Origin of the sequence: Shinella sp. S4-D37 (assembly GCF_040812195.1) — a bacterium.
Lineage (GTDB): Bacteria > Pseudomonadota > Alphaproteobacteria > Rhizobiales > Rhizobiaceae > Shinella.
The window spans coordinates 1-20,884 of record NZ_JBFNXL010000006.1; the positions used below are offsets into that span (position 1 = coordinate 1).

At 67.4% G+C, this 20,884-nt stretch carries 14 protein-coding genes; 10 read left to right on the top strand and 4 right to left on the bottom strand.

The annotated features are described in order from the left end of the window. The coding region (locus AB3G45_RS27440) for a glycoside hydrolase family 2 protein (protein ID WP_367833697.1) at positions 1–2,080 on the top strand (2,080 nt) is incomplete at its 5' end. 80 nt (positions 2,081–2,160) lie between these two features. Here the strand turns inward: AB3G45_RS27440 and AB3G45_RS27445 are convergent. The 3 genes from AB3G45_RS27445 to AB3G45_RS27455 form a co-directional block, all read right to left on the bottom strand. After that, entirely contained in the window at positions 2,161–3,174 is a 1,014-nt protein-coding gene (locus AB3G45_RS27445; RefSeq protein ID WP_367833698.1) for an NAD-dependent epimerase/dehydratase family protein, read from the bottom strand. Beyond that, a complete protein-coding gene (locus tag AB3G45_RS27450) occupies positions 3,171–4,514 on the bottom strand; it encodes a UDP-glucose/GDP-mannose dehydrogenase family protein (protein ID WP_367833699.1) in 1,344 nt (447 codons plus the stop codon). Before AB3G45_RS27450 ends, AB3G45_RS27445 begins: the two co-directional genes overlap by 4 nt. A gap of 162 nt (positions 4,515–4,676) precedes the next feature. Beyond that, positions 4,677–5,639, bottom strand: a complete 963-nt coding sequence (locus tag AB3G45_RS27455) for a mannosyltransferase (RefSeq protein ID WP_367833700.1) — start codon at positions 5,637–5,639, stop codon at positions 4,677–4,679. Positions 5,640–5,816: 177 nt separating this feature from the next. Between AB3G45_RS27455 and AB3G45_RS27460 the strand changes: the two genes are divergently transcribed. From AB3G45_RS27460 to AB3G45_RS27500, 9 genes are all read left to right on the top strand, one after another. Then, on the top strand, positions 5,817–7,727 hold the full coding sequence (locus tag AB3G45_RS27460; protein WP_367833701.1) for an ABC transporter ATP-binding protein: 1,911 nt from the start codon (positions 5,817–5,819) through the stop codon (positions 7,725–7,727). Continuing rightward, complete coding sequence (locus AB3G45_RS27465) at positions 7,724–9,625, top strand: ABC transporter substrate-binding protein (RefSeq protein ID WP_367833702.1); 1,902 nt, start codon at positions 7,724–7,726, stop codon at positions 9,623–9,625. Before AB3G45_RS27460 ends, AB3G45_RS27465 begins: the two co-directional genes overlap by 4 nt. Positions 9,626–9,875: 250 nt before the next feature. Further along, positions 9,876–10,874, top strand: a complete 999-nt coding sequence (locus AB3G45_RS27470) for an ABC transporter permease (protein WP_367833703.1) — start codon at positions 9,876–9,878, stop codon at positions 10,872–10,874. Further along, the gene (locus tag AB3G45_RS27475) at positions 10,871–12,046 is read left to right on the top strand and encodes an ABC transporter permease (RefSeq protein WP_367833704.1); all 1,176 of its coding nucleotides are present in this window, start codon (positions 10,871–10,873) and stop codon (positions 12,044–12,046) included. The genes AB3G45_RS27470 and AB3G45_RS27475 overlap by 4 nt, the downstream gene beginning before the upstream one ends. Before the next feature lie 73 nt (positions 12,047–12,119). Then, positions 12,120–13,322, top strand: coding sequence for a glycosyltransferase family protein (locus AB3G45_RS27480; RefSeq protein WP_367833705.1), 1,203 nt, complete (start codon positions 12,120–12,122; stop codon positions 13,320–13,322). A 17-nt stretch (positions 13,323–13,339) separates the two neighbouring features. Beyond that, complete coding sequence (locus AB3G45_RS27485) at positions 13,340–14,605, top strand: glycosyltransferase family 4 protein (RefSeq protein ID WP_367833706.1); 1,266 nt, start codon at positions 13,340–13,342, stop codon at positions 14,603–14,605. Continuing rightward, the gene (locus AB3G45_RS27490) at positions 14,602–15,753 is read left to right on the top strand and encodes a glycosyltransferase family protein (RefSeq protein ID WP_367833707.1); all 1,152 of its coding nucleotides are present in this window, start codon (positions 14,602–14,604) and stop codon (positions 15,751–15,753) included. The genes AB3G45_RS27485 and AB3G45_RS27490 overlap by 4 nt, the downstream gene beginning before the upstream one ends. Before the next feature lie 70 nt (positions 15,754–15,823). Beyond that, the gene (locus AB3G45_RS27495) at positions 15,824–18,535 is read left to right on the top strand and encodes an ABC transporter transmembrane domain-containing protein (RefSeq protein ID WP_367833708.1); all 2,712 of its coding nucleotides are present in this window, start codon (positions 15,824–15,826) and stop codon (positions 18,533–18,535) included. A gap of 47 nt (positions 18,536–18,582) precedes the next feature. Continuing rightward, the gene (locus AB3G45_RS27500; protein WP_367833709.1) at positions 18,583–19,002 is read left to right on the top strand and encodes a cyclic nucleotide-binding domain-containing protein; all 420 of its coding nucleotides are present in this window, start codon (positions 18,583–18,585) and stop codon (positions 19,000–19,002) included. 239 nt (positions 19,003–19,241) lie between these two features. On the opposite strand, the gene AB3G45_RS27505 is transcribed toward AB3G45_RS27500, so the two are convergent. After that, positions 19,242–20,882: a metallophosphoesterase gene (locus tag AB3G45_RS27505; RefSeq protein ID WP_367833710.1), complete on the bottom strand. Its 1,641-nt coding sequence runs from the start codon at positions 20,880–20,882 to the stop codon at positions 19,242–19,244. Positions 20,883–20,884: the final 2 nt, after the last annotated feature.

The window sequence follows — 20,884 nt, forward strand, 5'->3', positions numbered from 1 at the left end:
CCATTCGAACATCGCGGCCGGCGCCGAGCGACAGGCCCGGCAACCCTTCTACATCCCCTACCACGCCGGCAATTCGCCCATTCCCAACGGCAACATGCTGCGCAAGCCGCAATGCCATTTCGGCTGGGACTGGAACATCGCCGTCGCGCCGCTCGGGCTCTACGGCACGATCGCGCTGAAGAAGCTGGAGCGGGCCCGCATCGAGCATGTCGTCACGCGGCAGGTGCACAATGCCGACGGCTCGGTCTATCTCAAGGTGACGGCGACGGTGTTCGCGAAGAACCCGGATATCGTCGCCCTTCATTTCGCGCTCGACGGCGAGCGCGTCCGGCTCGATGCCGGCGTCGGCGCGGGCGAGACGGCCGTCACCCATGTCTTCGAGATCGCCGAGCCGCGCCTGTGGTGGCCGGCGGGCAGCGGCGAGCAGGCGCTCTACACGCTCGCCGTGGAGCTTGCAGGCGATGCCGTCACCCGGCAGATCGGCCTTCGCCGGATCGCGCTCGACACCACGCCGGACGCTGCCGGCAGCCGCTTCGCGCTGAAGGTCAACGGGCGGGAAATCTTCTGCCGCGGCGCCAACTGGATCCCCGCCGACGCGCTGTTCTCGCTGTCGAGCCCGGAAAGGGCCGCCGACCTGCTCGGCTCCGCCCGGGCGGCCAACATGAACATGATCCGCGTCTGGGGCGGCGGCTTCTACGAACCGGACTGGTTCTACGACCTTTGCGACCGGCTGGGCCTCCTCGTCTGGCAGGACTTCATGTTCGCCTGCAACCTCTATCCCTCGACGGAGGACTTCCTCGACAATGTGGCGCGCGAGGTCGACTACCAGGTGCGCCGCCTCTCCTCCCATCCCTCGATCGCGCTGTGGTGCGGCGACAACGAGCTGGTGGGCGCGCTCACCTGGTTCGACGAGCCGCGGCGCGACCGCGACCGCTACCTCGTCTCCTACGACCGGCTGAACCGCACGATCGAGCAGGCGCTGCGCAAGGCCGCGCCGGACGCCCTCTGGTGGCCGTCGAGCCCGGCCTCCGGCCCCCTCGATTTCGGCGATGCCTGGCATGCCGACGGCTCGGGCGACATGCACTACTGGTCCGTCTGGCACGAGAACAGGCCGTTTGCCGACTATCGCAGCGTACGGCCGCGCTTCTGCTCGGAATTCGGCTTCCAGTCCTATACCTCGCTGCCGGTCATCAGGACCTATGCCGGGGCAGGGGACATGAACATCGCCTCGCCGGTGATGGAACTGCACCAGAAGAATGCCGGCGGCAACGAGCGCATCGCCGGCACCATGTTCCGCACGTTCCGCTTCCCGACGGATTTTGCGAATTTCGTCTATCTCAGCCAGGTCCAGCAGGGCCTCGCCATCAAGACGGCGGTGGAATACTGGCGCTCGCTGAAGCCGCATTGCATGGGCACGCTCTACTGGCAGCTCAACGACACCTGGCCGGTCGCCTCCTGGTCGAGCCTCGACTATGGCGGCCGCTGGAAGGCGATGCACTATCTCGTCAAGCGCTTCTTCCAGCCCGTCGCGGTGGCGGCGATCCCGGAGGGGGAGGCGATCCGCTTCTCGCTGGTCAACGACACGCCGGCCGACGTCACCGTCGACCTTGCGATCTTCCTCATCGACCTGAAGGGCGCGCGCCGGCCGTTCGCTGAGGTCCGGGCGGCCTGCACGCCGGATGCCGCCGTCACCGCCGCGACCTTTGCTGCGGCGGACCTGCCGGCCGGCACCCTCATCGCCTGGCGCTTCACCGCCTCGAACGGCATGGCGGGCGAGGGGCATCATATCCACGGCACCTACAAGGCGCTGGCGCTGGAGCCGGCCGGCCTGACGCTCACGCAGGAAGACGGGCCGGACGGCACTATCCACCTCGACGTCGCCGCCACGGGGCTGGCGCTCTTCGTGATGATCGAGACCGACGAGGACGGCCGCTACAGCGACAACGCCTTCGACCTTGCCGCCGGCGAAACCCGCCGCATCGCCTTCACCCCCGCAAGGCCGCTTCCCCCCGGCACCCGCCCGGCCTTCCGCCTCTACGACCTGCAATCCTGCCATGCGACGGAGCCGGATGTTCCATAAATCGCCTTATGCAACTTTTACGTGTATCCGCAAAGTTGAAGCGTCCTGTTTCTGCAAAGTAAGGTGGTCGAGCGCCGGCGCTACCGCGCGCGCCACTCCAGATACCAGGCCACGAAGGCCGCGATGCCCTCCTCCAGCGGCACGCGGGGGGCAAAGCCGGTGAGGTGCGCGAGGAGGTCGGTGGAGGCGAAGGTGCGGGGGACGTCGCCGGGCTGCATGGGCAGGTAGTTGCGCATGGCGGGGCGCTGAAGCGCCTTTTCGATCGTCTCGATGAAGGTCATCAGCCCGACCGGCTGGCCGCCGCCGATATTGACGGTGCGGAAGGGCGCGCCCGCCGAGAGCGTGTCGGCGATGCCAGGCGCCGCAACGCGGCTCGCCTCCAGCGGCACGACGTCGACGAGCCGCACGATCGCCTCGACGATATCGTCGACATAGGTGAAGTCGCGGCTCATCTTGCCCTCGCCGTAGACGTCGATCGGGCGGCCGGAGAGGATGGCGTCGGAGAACTTGATCGGCGCCATGTCGGGCCGGCCCCACGGGCCATAGACCGTGAAGAAGCGGAAGGCCGTCGTCGGCACCCGGTAGAGATGGGCGTAGGAATGCGCCATCAGCTCCATGGATTTCTTCGAGGCGGCATAGAGCGTCATCGGCTCGTCGGCCCGGTCGGTCTCGGCGAAGGGGACCTTTTCGTTGGCGCCGTAGATCGACGAGGTGGAGGCGAGCAGCAGGTGCCGCGGCTGCACGGCTTTCGCCAGTTCCAGCACGTTCCACGAGCCGACGAGATTGGAATCCACATAGGCCTTGGGGTTCTCAAGGCTGTAGCGCACGCCAGCCTGGGCGGCGAGGTGGAGGATGACGTCGGGCTCCCTGAGCGCGGCCGCGGCATCGAGCGCGGCGCGGTCCTCCAGCCGGCCGGTGACCTGGCGGAAGCCCTCGTGGGGCGCAAGCAGCGCAAGGCGCGCCTCCTTCAGGCTGACGTCGTAATAGGGCGTCATGCCGTCGAAGCCGGTGACCGTGTGGCCGTCCGCAAGCAGCCGCCGCGCGAGGTGGAAGCCGATGAAGCCCGCGGTGCCGGTGACGAGGAAATGCGTCATTGCGCCGCCTCGCTGACCGGCGCCACCATGGCGCAGGTGCCGCGGCCGATGCTGGAATAGGCAAAGCCGTGGCGGGCCACCTCCTCCGGCTTGTAGACGTTGCGCAGGTCCACCAGGACGGGTTTTGCCATGCACGCCTTCAGCCGCTGGAAATCGAGCGCGCGGAACTGGTTCCATTCCGTGACGATGACCAGCGCCTCGGCGCCCTCGGCGATGTCGTAGGGCGAGGCGCCGTAGGCGACGTCGGACAGCATGGCCTTCGAGGCCGCCATGCCCTCGGGATCGTAGGCGAAGATCCGCGCGCCGCCGTCCTGCAGGGCCTGGATGATGGAGATCGACGGGGCGTCGCGCATGTCGTCGGTCTCCGGCTTGAAGGTGAGGCCGAGCACGGCGATCTTCTTGCCGCGCACCTCGCCGCCGAGCGCGGCGACGACCTTGCGGGCCATGGCGCGCTTGCGCGTGTCGTTGATGGCGATGGTGGTCTCGATCAGCCGCATGGGGCTGTCGTTGTCCTGCGCGGTCTTGACCAGCGCCAGCGTGTCCTTCGGGAAGCACGAGCCGCCATAGCCGGGGCCGGCATGCAGGAACTTCGCGCCGATGCGCCCGTCGAGGCCGATGCCGCGGGAGATCTGCTGCACGTCGGCGCCGACTTTTTCGCAGAGATCCGCGATCTCGTTGATGAAGGTGATCTTCATGGCGAGGAAGGCGTTGGCAGCGTATTTGATGAGCTCGGAGGTGCGGCGCGTGGTGAAGAGCAGCGGCGACTGGTTGAGGTAGAGCGGCCGGTACACCTCGGTCATCGCCTCGCGCGCCCGCTCGTCCTCGATGCCGACGACGATGCGGTCCGGCCGCTTGAAATCGCTGATCGCCGCGCCCTCGCGCAGGAATTCCGGGTTGGAGACGACCGCGATGTCCGCCTCGGGGCGGGCTTCGCGCATGATGCGCTCCACCTCGTCGCCGGTGCCGACCGGCACGGTCGATTTCGTCACGACGACGGTGAAGCCCCTGACGGCCCCGGCGATCTCGCGGGCGGCGGCGTAGACATAGGAAAGGTCGGCATGGCCGTCGCCGCGCCGCGAGGGCGTGCCGACCGCGATGAAGACGACGTCGGCCTCGCTGACGGGGCCTTTGAGTTCCGTGGTGAAGGAGAGCCGCCCGGCCTTGACGTTCTCGGCCACCAGCGCGTCCAGGCCCGGCTCGAAGATGGGAATCTCGCCGCGCTTCAGCGCCTCGATCTTCGCCTCCGCCTTGTCGATGCACACGACGGTGTGGCCGAAATCGGCAAAGCAGGCGCCCGATACCAGGCCGACATAACCCGAACCGATCATCGCGATCTTCATGGTGCTTCTCTCCGGATGGGACCTTTGTTACGGCCGTGCCGGCCGCCGTTCGTCACAGATAGGATATGGTGTCGGGCAAAGCACGGAACGGCGCCGGCTTCAAGCGGAATGCGGGCGCCATCCGGGAAGAAGCCGCCACCTTTGCCACCCCCCTGGCCTGCCTCACCACGACTTCCACGCCAGAAGCAGCCCGCCGTCATCACGCTCGGCCGCCCGGCAGGCCGCCTCGGCGTCGGCAAGCGACGCGCCGCGCGGCAGGGTGCCGGCGACCAGGGCGGCGTCGGCGAGCGCGATTGCCCCGCCGCGCGCCACGACCGTGAAGATCAAGGGGCCGGTGGACCACCAGGCGGGCGCGCCGGGCATATCCGCGACGACCCCGGGCAATACGGCGTTGAGGCGGGCGAGCACCGGGTGGCGGGCGGGCGCGGCCAGGAAGGAATTGGCGAGCAGCAGGCTGCCGCGGCCGGTCTTGCGCGGAATGTCCTCCGCCATGGCCGTCAGCCCCGTCATCGGCAGCAGGTCGTGGAAGCCGATATCGCCGCGGGCGGGATACCAGTCGCAATCGAGATAGACGCCGCCCTCCTGCTCGACGAGCAGGTAGCGGGCGATATCCACCGCGCCGGGATAGTCCCCCCGCTCCAGCATGGCGCGGAAGGCCGCGTTCTCGTGGATGCCGGCCTCTTCCAGGTCCTTCTCCCGCCAGAGGAAATAGCCGTAGCCATGGGCCCTTGCGTGCTGCTCCCAGGCTTTCGTCGCCGGCGGCACCGCCCCCGTGCCGATCCAGACCTGGTGGATGACGGGCGGGATCGCGGTGCGGTTCGCCTCGGCGATCGCCCGGCGCTCGGCCGAGGAGAAGCGCCCATGGGCGGCGAGCAGGGCCGGATCGGGCACGAGATGATACTGGTAGCCGATGCGCTCCAGGGGATCGCCCTCGGCTTTCGCCAGCTTGAGGAAGGCCGAATGCAGGCGGCGCGGCAGGCCGAGCGCGGTTTCCGGCCCGAGGGCGGCGCGCTCTGGATCGAGGCAGGCCTCCTCCAGCACCTGCCAGGCGGCGGCGAAATCGCCCGCCTCGCGATATCGGGCGGCTTCTTCCAGTTGTTCGTTCAATCGTTGCCTGGCTGACATCAACCTGTCCTAGAGGAGTTTGCAAAGCCTTCATATCGGCCCCGGCCGGAGCGACGACAACCCCCGACCCCATCCGGAGTAAGGCGTGGACAGAGAAAAATGCACGCGCTAGTGTCTCGGCGGGGAATGTCAAGAAAAGGCCGCGTGGATTAACATCCGTCAGGCGAGAAAGCACAGATGAATTCGAATGCGATGCGCCGGCCGAGGGACCTGCTGCGGATTGAAGACCTGCACGTTTCCTTCTCCCTGATGGGCGCGAGGATCACCGCCGTCAGGGGCGCAAGCCTCAGGGTGTTGCCCGGCAAGGTGACCGCCCTGGTGGGCGAATCCGGCTCCGGCAAGTCCGTCATCAGCCAGACCGCCATGGGCCTGCAGCCGCCGACCGCGCATGTTTCCGGCCGGATCCTCTTCGACGACCCGCTCTCCGACGAAGGCCCCCTCGACATCCTGCCATTGCCGCGCGACGGCCGGAAGATCCGCTCCATCCGCGGCGGGCGCATGGGCATGATCTTCCAGGAGCCGATGACCTCGTTCTCGCCGCTGCACACGATCGGCGACCAGATCGGCGAATCCCTCGCCATCCACAGCGGCCTTGCCGGCGCGCAGATGCGCGAGCGCTGCGAGGACATGCTGTCGCGCGTCGGCTTTGCCGATCCGCGCAAGGTCTACGACATGTATTCCTTCGAGCTTTCGGGCGGCATGCGCCAGCGCGCGATGATCGCCATGGCGCTCGTCTGCGGCCCGGCGCTGCTGATCGCCGACGAGCCGACCACGGCGCTCGACGTGACCATCCAGGCGCAGATCCTCAAGCTCCTGCGCGACCTGCAGCAGCAGATGGACATGGCCGTGCTGCTCGTCACGCACGATCTCGGCGTCGTCGCCAACATCGCCGACGAAGTGGTGGTGATCTACCAGGGCGAGATCATGGAGGCCGGGCCCGTCGAGACGATCTTCAGGCGGCCGTCCCATCCCTATCTCAAGGGCCTGATGGCGGCGATCCCGCATTTCGGCATGCAGCGCGGCGACCGGCTGAAGCCGCTGCGCGAGATCGCGGTCGACCAGGACAGCCTGCTCTCGAAGAAATACCAGGCGCGCACCGGGCCGGACGTCATCCTGTCGGTCCGCGACCTCGGCAAGACCTTCGCGACGCGCAAGGACAACTGGGGCCTGCCGGGCCGGGCCAAGGAAAAGCCGCGGCCCGCCGTCGACGGCGTCAGCTTCGACATCCGGCGCGGCGAATGCCTCGGCCTCGTCGGCGAGAGCGGCTGCGGCAAGACCACCGTCAGCAAGATCCTAATGCGCGCCATAAAGCCGGATGCGGGCTCGGTGCTGTTCGACGACGGCAAGGGGCCGGTCGACGTGCTGAACGCCGGCGGCGCCGAGCTGCAATCGCTGCGCACGCGCATGCAGATGGTGTTCCAGGACCCGCAATCCTCCCTCTCGCCGCGCATGACCGTCGGCGACATCCTGCGAGAACCGCTCGACATCCACGCCTATGGCGACACGGCCAAGCGGAAGATGGCCTCGAAGGCGCTGATCCGCGCCATCGGCCTCGACGAGGCCTCGCTGAAGCGCTACCCGCACAGCTTTTCCGGCGGGCAACGCCAGCGCATCGGGATTGCCCGGGCGCTCGCCCTCGGCCCGAGCCTGATCATCTGCGACGAGCCGGTCTCCGCGCTCGACGTCTCCGTGCAGGCGCAGATCCTCAACCTCCTGAAGGACCTGCAGAAGGACCTCGGCCTCACCTATCTCTTCATCTCGCACAACCTCGCCGTGGTCGACTACATGGCCGACCGGGTCGCCGTGATGTGGGCCGGGCGCATCGTCGAGATCGCCCCGCGCGAGATCATCATGACCGCGCCGGTGCATCCCTATACGCGGGCGCTGCTCGACGCCGTGCCCTTCCCCGACCTCGAACGCCCGCTGAACTTCGAGACGGCCGGAAGGACCAGCACCGTCTCGCGCGAGAGCTGGGCGCGGGTCTTCCGCGACGAGGAGGGAAGCGAGGGCCTGGCGCCGGCCGATCTCGGCGGCGGCCATTTCGTGCTGGCGCGCCGGAACGCCGACATGCGGGAACTCTCCTCGTGATCACCCGCCGCGCAACCCTCGGCCTCCTGGCCACCGCCTTCGTCCCGGGCCTTGCCCGCGCCGCCGCGGAGACCGCCTATTTCGAGGACAAGATCGCGGCGGGCGAGCTGCCGCCGGTCGCAGAGCGCCTGCCGAAGGTGCCGCGCGTCATCGACACCGCCGCGCTCGGCGGGGCGCCCGGCACGCAGGGCGGCCGGCTGCGCATCCTCATCGGCGGCCAGCGCGACGTGCGCCTCGTGCCGATCAACAGCTATTCGCGCCTCGTCGGCTACGACCGGGACCTGAAGCTGAAGGCGGATATCCTGGAGAGCTTCACGGTGGAGGAGCAGCGCATCTTCACCTTCCGCCTGCGCGAAGGGCACAGATGGTCGAACGGCGATCCCTTCACGGCGGAGGATTTCCGCTATTGCTGGGAAGACGTCATCCTCAACCGCGATCTGCTGAAGGGCGGCCCGCCCACCGACCTGCTCGTCGAGGGCAAACCGCCGGCCTTCGAGGTGATCGACCCCGTCACGGTGCGCTACACCTGGGAAAAGCCGATCCCCGACTTCCTGCCGAAGCTCGCCTCGCCGACCCCGCTGGTGCTGGCGCTGCCCGCCGCCTACATGCGGCAGTTCCACAAGGCCTACCAGGACGCCGCGGTGCTGGAAAAGCACATCGCAAAGCAGCGCGTCGACGACTGGCGCGGCCTGCACATCAAGATGTCGCGCCAGACCCGGCCCGAAAACCCCGACCTGCCGACGCTGGAGGCCTGGCGGCCGCGCACCGCCCCGCCGGCCGAGCAGTTCATCTTCGAGCGCAACCCGTTCTTCCACCGCGTCGACGAGAACGGGACGCAGCTGCCCTATATCGACCGGCTGGTGCTGAACGTCTCCTCGCCGGACCTCATCTCCGCCAAGACGGCGACAGGGGAAAGCGACCTGCAGGTCGCCAATCTCGACTTCACCGACTATACGCTGCTGAAGAGCGCGGAGGCGCGCTATCCGATCGAGGTGATGCTGTGGAAGCGCACGCTCGGCTCGCGCGTCGCGCTGATCCCCAACCTCAACTGCGGCGACGAGGGCTGGCGCAAGGTGCTGCGCGACGTGCGCGTGCGCCGGGCCATGTCGCTCGCCATCGACCGCATGGAGATCAACAAGGCCGTCTTCTACGGCCTCGGCCAGGAGAGCGCCAACACGGTGCTGCCGGAAAGCCCCCTCTTCCGGCTGGAATACGCCCGGGCCTATGCCGCCCACGATCCTGAGGAGGCCAACCGCCTGCTCGACGCGGCCGGCCTCGACAGACGCGACGAAGAGGGAACGCGCCTCCTGCCGGACGGGCGCCCCGCCCAGGTCGTCGTCGAGAGCGCCGGGGAGAGCACGCTGGAGACGGACGTGCTGGAACTCGTCACCGACTATTTCCGCGCGGTCGGCCTCGGGCTCTTCGTGCGGGTCTCGCAGCGCGACATCTTCCGCAGCCGCGCCATCGGCGGCGAGGTGGTCATGTCCGTCTGGTACGGGCTCGACAACGGCGTGCCGACGCCGGAAATGTCGCCCGCCGAACTCGCCCCGACCGCCGACGACCAGTACCAGTGGCCGGTCTGGGGCATGTACTACGCGACCGTGAAGACCAAGGGCGAGCCGCCCGACATGCCCGAGGTGCAATATCTCGTCGACAGGCTCGCCGCCTGGGAACGGACGACGACGGAGGCCGAGCAAACGGCGATCTGGCACGAGATGCTGGCCCACCACGCCGACCAGGTCTTCACCATCGGCACCGTCAACGGCATCTCGCAGCCCATCGTGCGTGCGCGCCGGCTGCGCAACATGCCGGAAAAGGCCCTGTGCGGCTTCAAGCCCACCAGCTTCCTCGGCGTCTACATGCCGGACACGTTCTGGTACGAGGGGGAGGAGGCGTGATGGGGCCGATGATCTTCCATGCACGGTCATCGGCCGGCCGGATGCCCCTCATCCGCCTGCCGGCACCTTCTCCCCGTGAACGGGGAGAAGGGATTTGCGGCACGGTCGCGGCCCATGCGGGCGCCCGGCACAACAGCACCACATCCTCCTTCTCCCCGCTTGCGGGGAGAAGGAGCCGGCAGGCGGATGAGGGGCGGCCGGGAACGAAACCCCGTCGTTGCATCCTGCCCCGCGCCGAGGAGCCCGCCCGATGATCCGCTACATCCTCTGGCGCATCGCCGTCATGGTCCCGACGCTCGCGCTGATCTCGGTGCTGGTCTTCACCATCATCGAACTGCCGCCGGGCGACTATTTCGAGAGCTACATCTCGGAGCTGCGCGCCATGGGCGAGGCGACCGACATGGCCGAGATCGAGGAACTGCGCGAGCGCTACGGCTTCGACAAGCCGCCGGTGCTGCGCTATGTCTACTGGGTCGGCGGCATGCTGACCGGCGATTTCGGCTATTCCTTCGAATACCGCCTGCCCGTCTCCGAAGTGGTGGGCGACCGGCTCTGGCTGACGGTGCTGGTCTCCTTCGCGACGATCGTCTTCACCTGGCTCATCGCCTTCCCGATCGGTATCTATTCCGCCACCCACCAGTACAGCTGGGGCGACTACGGCCTGACGCTCGCCGGCCTCATCGGCATCGCCGTGCCCAACTTCATGCTGGCGCTGGTCGTCATGTACTTCGCCAACATCTGGTTCGGCGTCTCGATCGGCGGCCTGATGGACCGCCAGTTCCTCGGCGCGCCGATGAGCTGGGAGAAATTCCGCTCCATCCTCTCCCATGTCTGGATCCCGGTCATCATCATCGGTACGGCGGGCACGGCGGCGATGGTGCGGCGCCTGCGCGCCAACCTGCTCGACGAGCTCAACAAGCAATATGTCGTGACCGCACGCTCCAAGGGCCTGCATCCGATGCGCGTCCTCACCAAGTATCCGCTGCGCATGTCCCTCAACTTCTTCATCTCCGACATCGGCTCCATCCTGCCCTCGATCATCTCCGGCGCGGAGGTGACCGCCATCGTGCTGTCGCTGGAGACGACCGGTCCCATGCTGATCAGGGCCCTGCAGACGCAGGACATGTATCTGGCCGGCTCCTTCCTGATGTTCCTCGCCTTCCTCACCGTCATCGGCGTGCTGGTCTCCGACATCGCGCTCGCCATCCTCGATCCGCGCATCCGGCTCGGCGGAGGCGCCCGCAAGTGAAGACGCCCCTTCCCGAATCCGGCGCCCCGCTCGGCCATTTCGTCTCCGACAAGCCGTTCGATCCCTATGCCGCCGAGCACAAGACGGAGGAGCTGAAGACGGTCGCGCAGGCCTCGCAGTTCCAGTTGATGTGGTGGCAGTTCCGCCGCCACCGGATGGCGCTCGTCTCCGGCATCTTCCTTCTCGCCGTCTACCTGATGATCGCGGTCAGCGAGTTCCTGGCGCCCTACAACCTGCACAGCCGCAACATCGACTTCATCTATTCGCCGCCCCAGACCCTGCGCTTCCTGCATGAGGGCCAATTCGTCGGCCCCTTCGTCTACGGCCAGAAGATGACGCTCGACATGGACACGCTGAGGCGGGTCTATTCGGACGACAGGACCGACGTGCAGAAGCTGCGTTTCTTCTGCAGCGGCGACCCCTATAAATTCTGGGGCCTGTTCACCGCCGACGTCCATCTCGTCTGCCCGGCGAAGGACGGCCAGTTCTTCTTCCTCGGCACGGACCGGCTGGGCCGCGACATGCTCTCGCGCATCCTCTACGGCGCGCGCATCTCGCTCACCATCGGCGCGCTCGGCGTCGCCATGAGCTTCGTGCTCGGCATCGTCATCGGCGGGCTTGCCGGCTATCACGGCGGCGTCTTCGACCTCATCGTGCAGCGCGTCATCGAGGTCTTGCAGTCGATCCCGAGCATTCCCCTGTGGATGGCGCTCGCCGCGATCATCCCCGTCACCTGGAGCCCGATCCTCGTCTATGTCGGCATCACGATCATCCTCGGCATGCTCGACTGGACGGGACTGGCGCGCGCCGTGCGCTCAAAACTGCTTGCCTTGCGCGAGGAAGATTATGTATTGGCGGCACAGGTCATGGGCGCGGGCAGCGCCCGCATCATCCGCCGCCATCTCATACCCGGCTTCATGTCCCACCTGATCGCCAGCGCGACGCTGACCATCCCGGGCATGATCCTCGGGGAGACGGCATTGAGTTTCCTCGGGCTGGGCCTGCGCCCGCCCATCACCAGTTGGGGCATCCTGCTGACGGAAGCCCGCAGCATCAACATTATCGCTCTCTATCCGTGGCTGCTCTTTCCGGTGTTACCCGTCGTTCTGGTCATTCTGGCTTTCAACTTCCTTGGCGATGGACTGCGCGATGCGGCTGACCCCTACAAGTGAAATCGGGATTACGAATGCAGAAGAATCGCCCCTCCGCGACGGCGGGCCCGGCGGATACCGGGAGGTCTTGCCCGTGAGCCGCAGTTTCGAGCACGCCCGCATCCTCATGTACAGCCACGACACGTTCGGCCTCGGGCACTTGCGCCGCTGCCGCACGATCGCCCATGCGCTGGTGGAGGAATATCGCGGCCTCAACGTCCTCATCATCTCCGGCGCGACGATCGCCGGCGCCTTCGACTATCGCGCCCGCGTCGATTTCGTGAAGATCCCCAGTGTCATCAAGCTGCGCAACGGCGAATACACCTCGCTGGAGCGCCATATCGACCTGGAAGACACGCTGACCATGCGCCGGTCGATCATCCGCCACACGGCCGAGACGTTCAATCCCGACATCTTCATCATCGACAAGGAGCCGATGGGCCTTTCCGGCGAGGTGGAGGAGACGCTCGCCTACCTGAAGGGCCGCGGCACAAGGCTGATCCTCGGCCTGCGCGAGGTCATGGACGCGCCGCACCTGCTCGACGCCGAGTGGAAGCGCAAGGACGTCATGCACAAGATCGCGCGGTTCTACGACGATATCTGGGTCTACGGGCCGCCGGACTTCTACGATCCGCTGGTCGGCCTCGACGTGCCGAAGGGCGTGCGCGACAAGCTGAACTTCGTCGGCTTCCTGCAGCGCAACGCGCTGCAGATGGACCGCGCCCAGTACCAGCCCTCGGGCGACTACATCCTGGTGACGACCGGCGGCGGCGGCGACGGGGCGGAACTGGTCGAGGACGTGCTGCGCGCCTACCGGCACGATGCCGGCCTCACCCACCGCGCGCTCATCGTGCTCGGCCCCTACATGCCGCAGGGCGAGCGCACCAAGCTGACGCAGGAGGCCGCGAAAATCCCCTATGTCGAGGTGATCGAGTTCGATTCGCGCATGGAGGACCTCGTCGCCGGCGCGAAGGCCGTGGTGGCGATGGGCGGCTACAACACCTATTGCGAGATCCTCTCCTTCGACAAGCCGGCGCTCATCGTGCCGCGCGTGCAGCCGCGCGAGGAACAGCTCATCCGCGCCACCCGCGCGGCCGAACTCGGCCTCATCGACATGCTGCTGCCGACGGAATCGGCCGATCCCGCGCGCCTTGCCACCGTGCTGAAGGCCCTGCCGGCGCGCCGCCCGCCCTCCAGCGGCAATCCCGAGCTGCGGCTGGAAGGCCTGCGCAACATCGCCGACATCATCGGCAACGAGCTTTCGGCGCGCGAGCTCCTGCCGCCCACCGTCGCCTGAAGGAGACCACGCCCGCCGTGCCGCTACCCCACAAGATCGTCGTGCTGCTGAAGGGCTATCCGCGCCTTTCGGAGACCTTCATCGCCCAGGAACTGCTCGGGCTGGAGCGCGCGGGGCTTAGCCTCGTGCTCGTCTCGCTGCGCCGCCCGACCGATGCCAAGCGCCATCCCGTGCACGACGAGATCCGCGCGCCGGTCGTCTACCTGCCGGAATACCTGCACGAGGAGCCGCTGCGCGTGCTGCGCGGCCTGGCGAGGAGTTTTCGCGCGCCGGGCTTCGGCGCGGCCTTCCGCCAGTTCCTGAAGGACCTGCCGCGCGATCTCAGCCGCAACCGCTTCCGCCGCTTCGGCCAGGCGGCGGTGCTTGCCGGCGAATTTCCCGAGGCCGGCGGCTGGCTGCACGCCCATTTCATCCACACGCCCGCCTCCGTCGCCAACTATGCGGCCCGCATGCTCGCCTTGCCCTTCTCGGTCTCGGCCCATGCCAAGGACATCTGGACGTCGCAGGACTGGGAACTCGCCGACAAGCTTTCGACCGCCGACTGGGCCGTGACCTGCACGAAATCCGGCCACGCCCATCTGCAGACCCTCGCCGGCCCGAACCGCGACCGGGTGCATCTGAGCTATCACGGCCTCGACCTCGACCGGTTTCCGCCGGTTGAGGCCGGGGCGCCCCTCCCACCCGCCTGCGACTGCGCCCGCGACGGATCCGACCCGAAAAATCCCGTCACCGTCATCAGCGTCGGGCGTGCGGTGCCGAAGAAGGGCTACGACGTGCTGCTGAAGGCCCTCGCCCGGCTTCCGGCCGATCTTCACTGGCGCTTCGTCCATGCCGGCGACGGCGGGGAACGGGGAAAGCTGCAAAAACTCGCCGACAAGCTCGGCATCGCGCAAAAAATCACCTGGCTCGGCGCGGTCGACCAGAAGGACGTGCTCGCCGCCTATCGCCGCGCCGACATTTTCGCGCTCGCCTGCCGCATCACGCCGGACGGCGACCGCGACGGGCTGCCGAACGTGCTGGTGGAGGCGGCAAGCCAGCGGCTCGCCTGCGTGGCGACCGACATTTCCGGCATTCCCGAGCTTTTCGAGACCGGGGAGAACGGCCTGCTGGTTCCCTCCGAGGACGTGGAGGCGTTTTCCGGCGCCCTCGAACGGGCGATCCGCGACCCCGCCCTTCGCCACCGCCTCGGCGCCGCCGCCGAGGCCAAGGTGCGCGGCAGCTTCGACCACCACACCAGCATCGCGCAGCTGAAGGCGCTGTTCGAAGCCGGAGCCCGCCGATGAGCGGCCCGCGCGTCCTCTTCTATGTCCAGCACCTGCTCGGCATCGGCCATCTCGCCCGCGCCAGCCGCATCGTGCGCGCGCTCGTCGACGACGGCTTTGCCGTCACGCTGGTTACCGGCGGCATGCCGGTCGACGGCTTTCCCGGCCCCGGCATCGACCATGTCGCCCTGCCGGCCATCGCGGTCGGCGACGGCGGCTTCTCCGCGCTGGTCGACGCGCACGGCACCGTGATCGACGAGGCCTTCAAGGCGGCGCGGCGCGACAAGCTGCTCGAAGCCTACCGTGTCGTGCGGCCCGATATCGTCATCGTCGAGGCCTTCCCCTTCGGCCGCCGCCAGGTGCGCTTCGAGCTGCTGCCGCTGATCGAAGCCATCGAGGCGAGCACGCCGCGCCCGCTCCTCCTGACCTCGCTGCGCGACATCCTGCAGGAGCGCGCCAGGCCGGGCCGCGACGAGGAGACGATCGATCTCGTGCGCCGTCATTTCGACCGGGTGCTGGTGCACGGCGATCCGGCCTTCGTGCGGCTGGAGGACACCTTCCCGCTGGCGGACGCCATTGCCGAACGCGTGGTCTATACCGGCCTCGTCGGCGGCCCGGCGGCAGAACCCGCCGCGGAGCGCTACGACATCGTCGTGTCGGCCGGCGGCGGGGCGGTGGGCGCCGGCCTCGTGGAGGCCGCGCTCCAGGCGGCGCAGGAACGCGGCGGCGCCTGTCGCTGGCTGGTCATCGCCGGCCCGAACATGCCGCAGGCCGATTTCGAGCGGCTTTCCGGCGCATGCCCGGATGCTGTCGCGCTCGTGCGCTTCCGCACCGATTTCCGCAATCTCCTCGCGGCCGCGCGGCTCTCGGTCTCGCAGGCCGGCTACAACACGGTCTGCGACGTGCTGCAGGCCGGCTGCGGCGCGGTGCTGGTGCCCTTCGCATCGGGCGGCGAGAGCGAGCAGACCGCGCGCGCCGAACGGCTGGAGCGGCTCGGCCGGGCGGTCGTGCTGCGGGAGGATGCGCTTTCCAGAAAGACGATGACGGACGCGATTTCCCGTGCGCTTTCCGCCCGAACGGAGAAAAATGTGCCTGTTTTGCAACTGGATGGTGCCAATCGCACCGCAAAAATCCTGAGGGACCTACTAAAACAGCGAGCGACTACCTAGCTCTTGCGGTATTGCGGCTGTCTTATAATCTTCACACGAGACAGCGGCCCTTCACGCACAGAAGCTCTTTATGGAAAAAAGCCTCGCCCGGTACATTTGGGTCCACACCCGGCCGCAGCAGCTCTCGATCCTGCTGGTCGTCGCCCTGTCGATGATTCCCTATTATCTCGCCTTCGACCTGCCCAAGCAGATCGTCAACGGCCCGATCCAGGGAACCGGATTCGAGCAGCCCGGCAACACCCAGCTCTTCATGCCGATCGCCTTCGACCTGCCGTTCTTCGGCCATGTCGAACTGTTCGCCGGCCTGCCGCTGGAACGCATGCCCTCGCTGCTCGCCCTCAGCCTGACGTTCCTCCTGCTCGTCATCATCAACGGGCTGTTCAAGTATTTCATCAATACCTACAAGGGGCGCCTGGGCGAGCGGCTGCTTCGGCGCATCCGCTACGAGCTGGTCGACCGCATCCTCCGCTTCCCGCCGCGCTACTTCAAGCACATCAAGGCCGGCGAAGTCTCCTCCATGGTGAAGGACGAGGTGGAACCGCTCGGCGGCTTCACGGCCGATGCCTTCGTGCAGCCGGCGCTGCTCGGCGGCCAGGCGCTGACGGCGCTGATCTTCATCTTCATCCAGCATTTCTGGCTCGGCTTCATCGCCTTCGCCATGGCGATGATCCAGGTCGGCGTGATCCCGCGCATGCGCCGCCGGCTGATCGAGCTCGGCCGCGAGCGCCAGCTCACCGCCCGCCAGCTCGCCGGCCGCGTGGCGGAGATCGTCGACGGCATCGACACGATCCACGCCTACGACACCTCCAACTACGAGCGCGCCGACATCGCCGACCGGCTCGGCCGCATCTTCAAGATCCGCTACGACATCTACCAGTGGAAGTTCCTGGTCAAGTTCCTCAACAACTTCCTCGCCCAGCTGACGCCCTTCCTGTTCTACTGCATCGGCGGCTACCTGACGATCGTCGGCAAGCTCGACGTCGGCCAGCTCGTCGCCGTCATCAACGCCTACAAGGAACTGCCGGGGCCGCTGAAGGAGCTGATCGACTGGGAGCTGGTGCGCCAGGACGTGCAGGTGAAATACGAGCAGGTCGTCGAGCAGTTCGAGGCCGACGAGATGATCGACCCGGCGATCCAGGCGATCGACGCGCAGACCCAGGCGGCGATGAACCATCCGCTCAGCACCACCAATCTGCTCATCGACGACGATATCGGCGGGCGGGCCCTCGAGCACGTTTCCGTCAAGATCGCGCCCGGCGAGACCATCGCGATCATCGGCACGGCGGCGAGCGGCGGCGATCGCCTCGCCGAGGCGCTGGGCCGCGTCACCTGGCCGGCCGGCGGCAAGGTGACGGCCGGCGACGACGACCTCTTCGCCCTGCCGGAGGCCCTGACCGGCCGGCGCATCTCCTATGCCTCGCCCGAGGCCTATTTCTTCCACGGCAGCTTGCAGGACAACCTGCTCTACGGCCTCAAGCACGCGCCGATCGAGCCGGCCACCTACAAAGGCACGGCCGCCGACCAGCGCAAATGGGACGTGCTGGAGGCGCGCCGCTCCGGCAATCCGGATTTCGACCTCAACGGCAACTGGATCGACCTCGCCACGCTCAACGCCAACGGCACGGACGGGCTGTTCGGCGCGATGATGGCCGTGCTGGACGTGGTGGAACTGTCCGACGACGTGCTGCAGCTCGCGCTGCATTCCTCCATCGCGGCCAACAACAATGCCGATTTCGCCGCCCAGATCGTCGAGATGCGCCACGACCTGCGCGAGGAGCTGGACCGCCGCGACCTCAACAGCCTCATCGTGCCGTTCCGCGACAACGAGTACAACACCGAGGCGACGGTGGCCGAGAACCTGTTCTTCGGCATGATGACGGACCCGAAGGCCTCGACCAAGGCCATCGTCAGGACGCCCTATTTCCGCAACATCATGCGCGAGAGCGGCCTTGGCGAGGCGCTGTTCGAAATGGGCAAGGGCATCGCCGAAAGCACGGTGGAACTGTTCAAGGACCTGCCGCCCGACCACCCGTTCTTCGAGCAGCTGACCTTCATGCGGGCGGACGAGATCCCGACCTACCAGCACCTTCTGCAGAAGCTGCGGCACAATGCCGCACCCAGCGAGGAGGACCGCATCTCGCTCATCAAGCTCAGCTTCTTCTATGTCGAGCCGCGGCACCGCTTCGGCGTGCTGGACGAGAAGCTGATGCGCAAGATCGTCGAGGTGCGCCACCAGTTCCACGCGAACCTGCCGACGGAACTGCAGGCCCACATTGAACGTTACAACCCGAATACCTATCTGACGTCGGGAACGCTGGTGGACAATATCGTGTTCGGCAAGCTCAACCATCGCTTCAGCGATGCGATTTCCAAGCTCAGGGAGATCGGCGGGGAGCTTCTGGCCGAGCGGCCGGCGCTCTACCGCGCGTTGATGGCGCTGGGGCTGGAATCGAACATCGGCACCGGCGGCCGGCGGTTGAACAGCCTGCAGCGCCTGAAGCTGGGCCTCGCCCGCGCGCTCATCCGCCGCTCGGACTACTACATATTCAACCGCGCGTTCTCGGGCGTCGACCACCACCTGCAGGAGCACATCGTGGAGGCGGCCCTTGCGTTCCTCGCCAAGAGCGGTGATAATCCTGCGGTTGTCTGGGTTTTGTCAAACACCCCGCTTGCAAAACACTTTAAAAGGGTGCTTGCTTTTGATGGCGGAAGTTTGGTGGAAGACGGAACCTACGAGACGATCGTCGAAAGCGGTACGGTATACAAGCAACTGATAGCATGACTGGAATGAAGTGATCAGATAACCGGAATTCGAGGCGGTTGACTGTTATGGTCTTGAACGACGAAGTGCAGATGTTACGACGGGTCCCGCTGTTCTCGGGCATCGATGCAGGCAAGCTGAAACTGCTCGCCTTCGCTTCGGACCGGGTCAGCTACCGCGAAGGCCAGGAGCTCTTCCATCAGGGCGACGAAGGCGATGCCGCCTATGTCGTGCTCTCGGGCGTCGTCGACGTCTACAAGGAAGGCCCCTCGGGAGACGAGAAGATCGCATCGACCGGCAGTTGCTCGGTCGTCGGCGAGATCGCCATCCTCTGCGGCACGACCCGCAATGCCACCGTCAAGGCCTCCACGGTCGTGGAAGCGCTGCGCATCCGCAAGGATTGCTTCCTCAAGGTCCTCTCCTCCTGCCCCCGCAGCATGGCCGAAACCATGCGCGTGATGGGCGAACGGCTCGCAACCGCGCACTGAGGATCCGTCCGTCGGCCTTGCCCGCCGGCATTTCCCGAACGTCCCTTCCGGGCCGATCAGTCCTGGCGTGCGTGCGTCCACGCGGCCGTCCTGCTTCCTTCACCGAAGGCCTTTGAGGCGTTTCGTTCCCGGATATTCCGTTCCGCGAAGCACCGCGCACCCTGCGGTGCCGGCTGGATTTGCCAAGCAATTGCGGCGGAAACAAGGGGCCGACGCTCCTCGCCCCGCTCGCGCCTCCCTCATATTTCCGTGATCGTCCGCCCCTGTCGCGCGGCCCGGTCGAGGCTGCGGCCGAGGACGCCGAGGAAGATCGCCAGGAACCGTCGCGGCTCATTCCCGTCTCCGTCCCCCGGCGCCGGATCGCCGAATGCATCGGCCAGCAGGCGATAGCGGGCAAGAACCGCCGGGGCGATGAAGGCGGGCGCCTGCGCGGGCGACTGGCGCAGGCAATACCAGTCGACGACGAGGTCGAGGAAGGGCGTTGCCTCCAGGCCGGCCGGCGGGGTATCCCCCGCCATCAGCCGCCAGAGATCGGCGAGCGTCATGCGCCGCGCCAGTTCGGCCATCTCCGCCGGCCATTCCTTCGGCAGGAAGCGCTTGAGGACGAGGGCGCGCATGTGCGCGCGCAGGAAATCGCCGTAGTCGCGGGCGGCGAGCGCCGGATCCGGGGCATGGCCGGCGCGCGCCTCCTCCGCCCGGTAGAACGCCAAAAGATCGGCATCGAGCGGCATGCCGGCAAGCGAAACGGTTTCGACGGACGGCGGCCCCTCCCCCGTCCCGACCACGACGAAGCCGGCGGGAAAGGCGACGAGCGAGGGCACGGCGACGTTGACGAGGCTGCGGCCGCCGGCCTCGTGGCGCGTGCGGGCCTCGACATGCAGGTGCCCGCTGAAATGCAGCGCGATGCCGGCGGCGGCGAGCGTTTCGGCGACGAGCGGGCGGGGCGTGCGCTTCGCCACGGCCGTCTCGCCGAACAGGGCCCGCTCGCTGTCCGTCCCGTCCTCGAAGGGATCGAGCACGGGATAGTGGGAAAAGGCGAGAAGATCCTTGCCCGCGCGCTGTGCCCGCGCCGAGACGTCGGCGATCCAGGGCAGGAGATAGGGTTTCACGCGCAAAAGCGCGTTCCAGCCGGCATTCGAACTGCCGAGGAAGGCCTTCTTGCGGGCGATGTCGCGCCGGCCGTCGCGCGGCTCGAAGACATTGGCGTCGATCATCAGGAGCCACAGGCCCTCCTCCGGCTCGACCAGATAGGAGGCGTCCATCAGCCGCCGCACGGTATTGCCGTCGGCGGACCGGAGGTCGTGCTCGCGCGCGGCGGGCGCATCGCTTGCACCGAAGGGCGTTTCGAAGTGGAGGTCGCCGGGGCGGCGGAAATAGCCGAATTCGCCGAGCGCGCGGATGCCGGCCGGCACGCCGTCGCAATACATCGTCTGCGTCACGACCGGCCGGCCCGGATCCTCCGCCGCCTTTTCCGCGTCGCTCGTCACCAGCGTCGTGCCGCCCCCGGCATTCACATAGCGCGTGTCGCAGTGCTTGCCGAGCGGGCCGAAGACGTCGTGGTTGCCGGGCGTGGCGTAGAAGCGCAGGCCGTGGCGGTCGCGATAGGCGGCGAGCAGCCGCACGAGGCTCGCCACCGTGCCGCGCTGGCCGTCGTCGCTATAGTCGCCGAGCAGCACGACATGGCGGATGCCCATGGCGACGATCCGGTCGAGCGCGGCCGGAAGGGCGGCGAAGCTCTCGTTGTAGACGCGGGTCGAGCGGGCGGTGTCGGCGAAGGTGCGCACCGTCAGCCGCCGGCCGTTCACGACGATGCCGGGAAAATCGTAGTCGCCTTCGATATCGTGGAAATGGGCGTCCGCGATGACGGCGACGCGGGCCATGA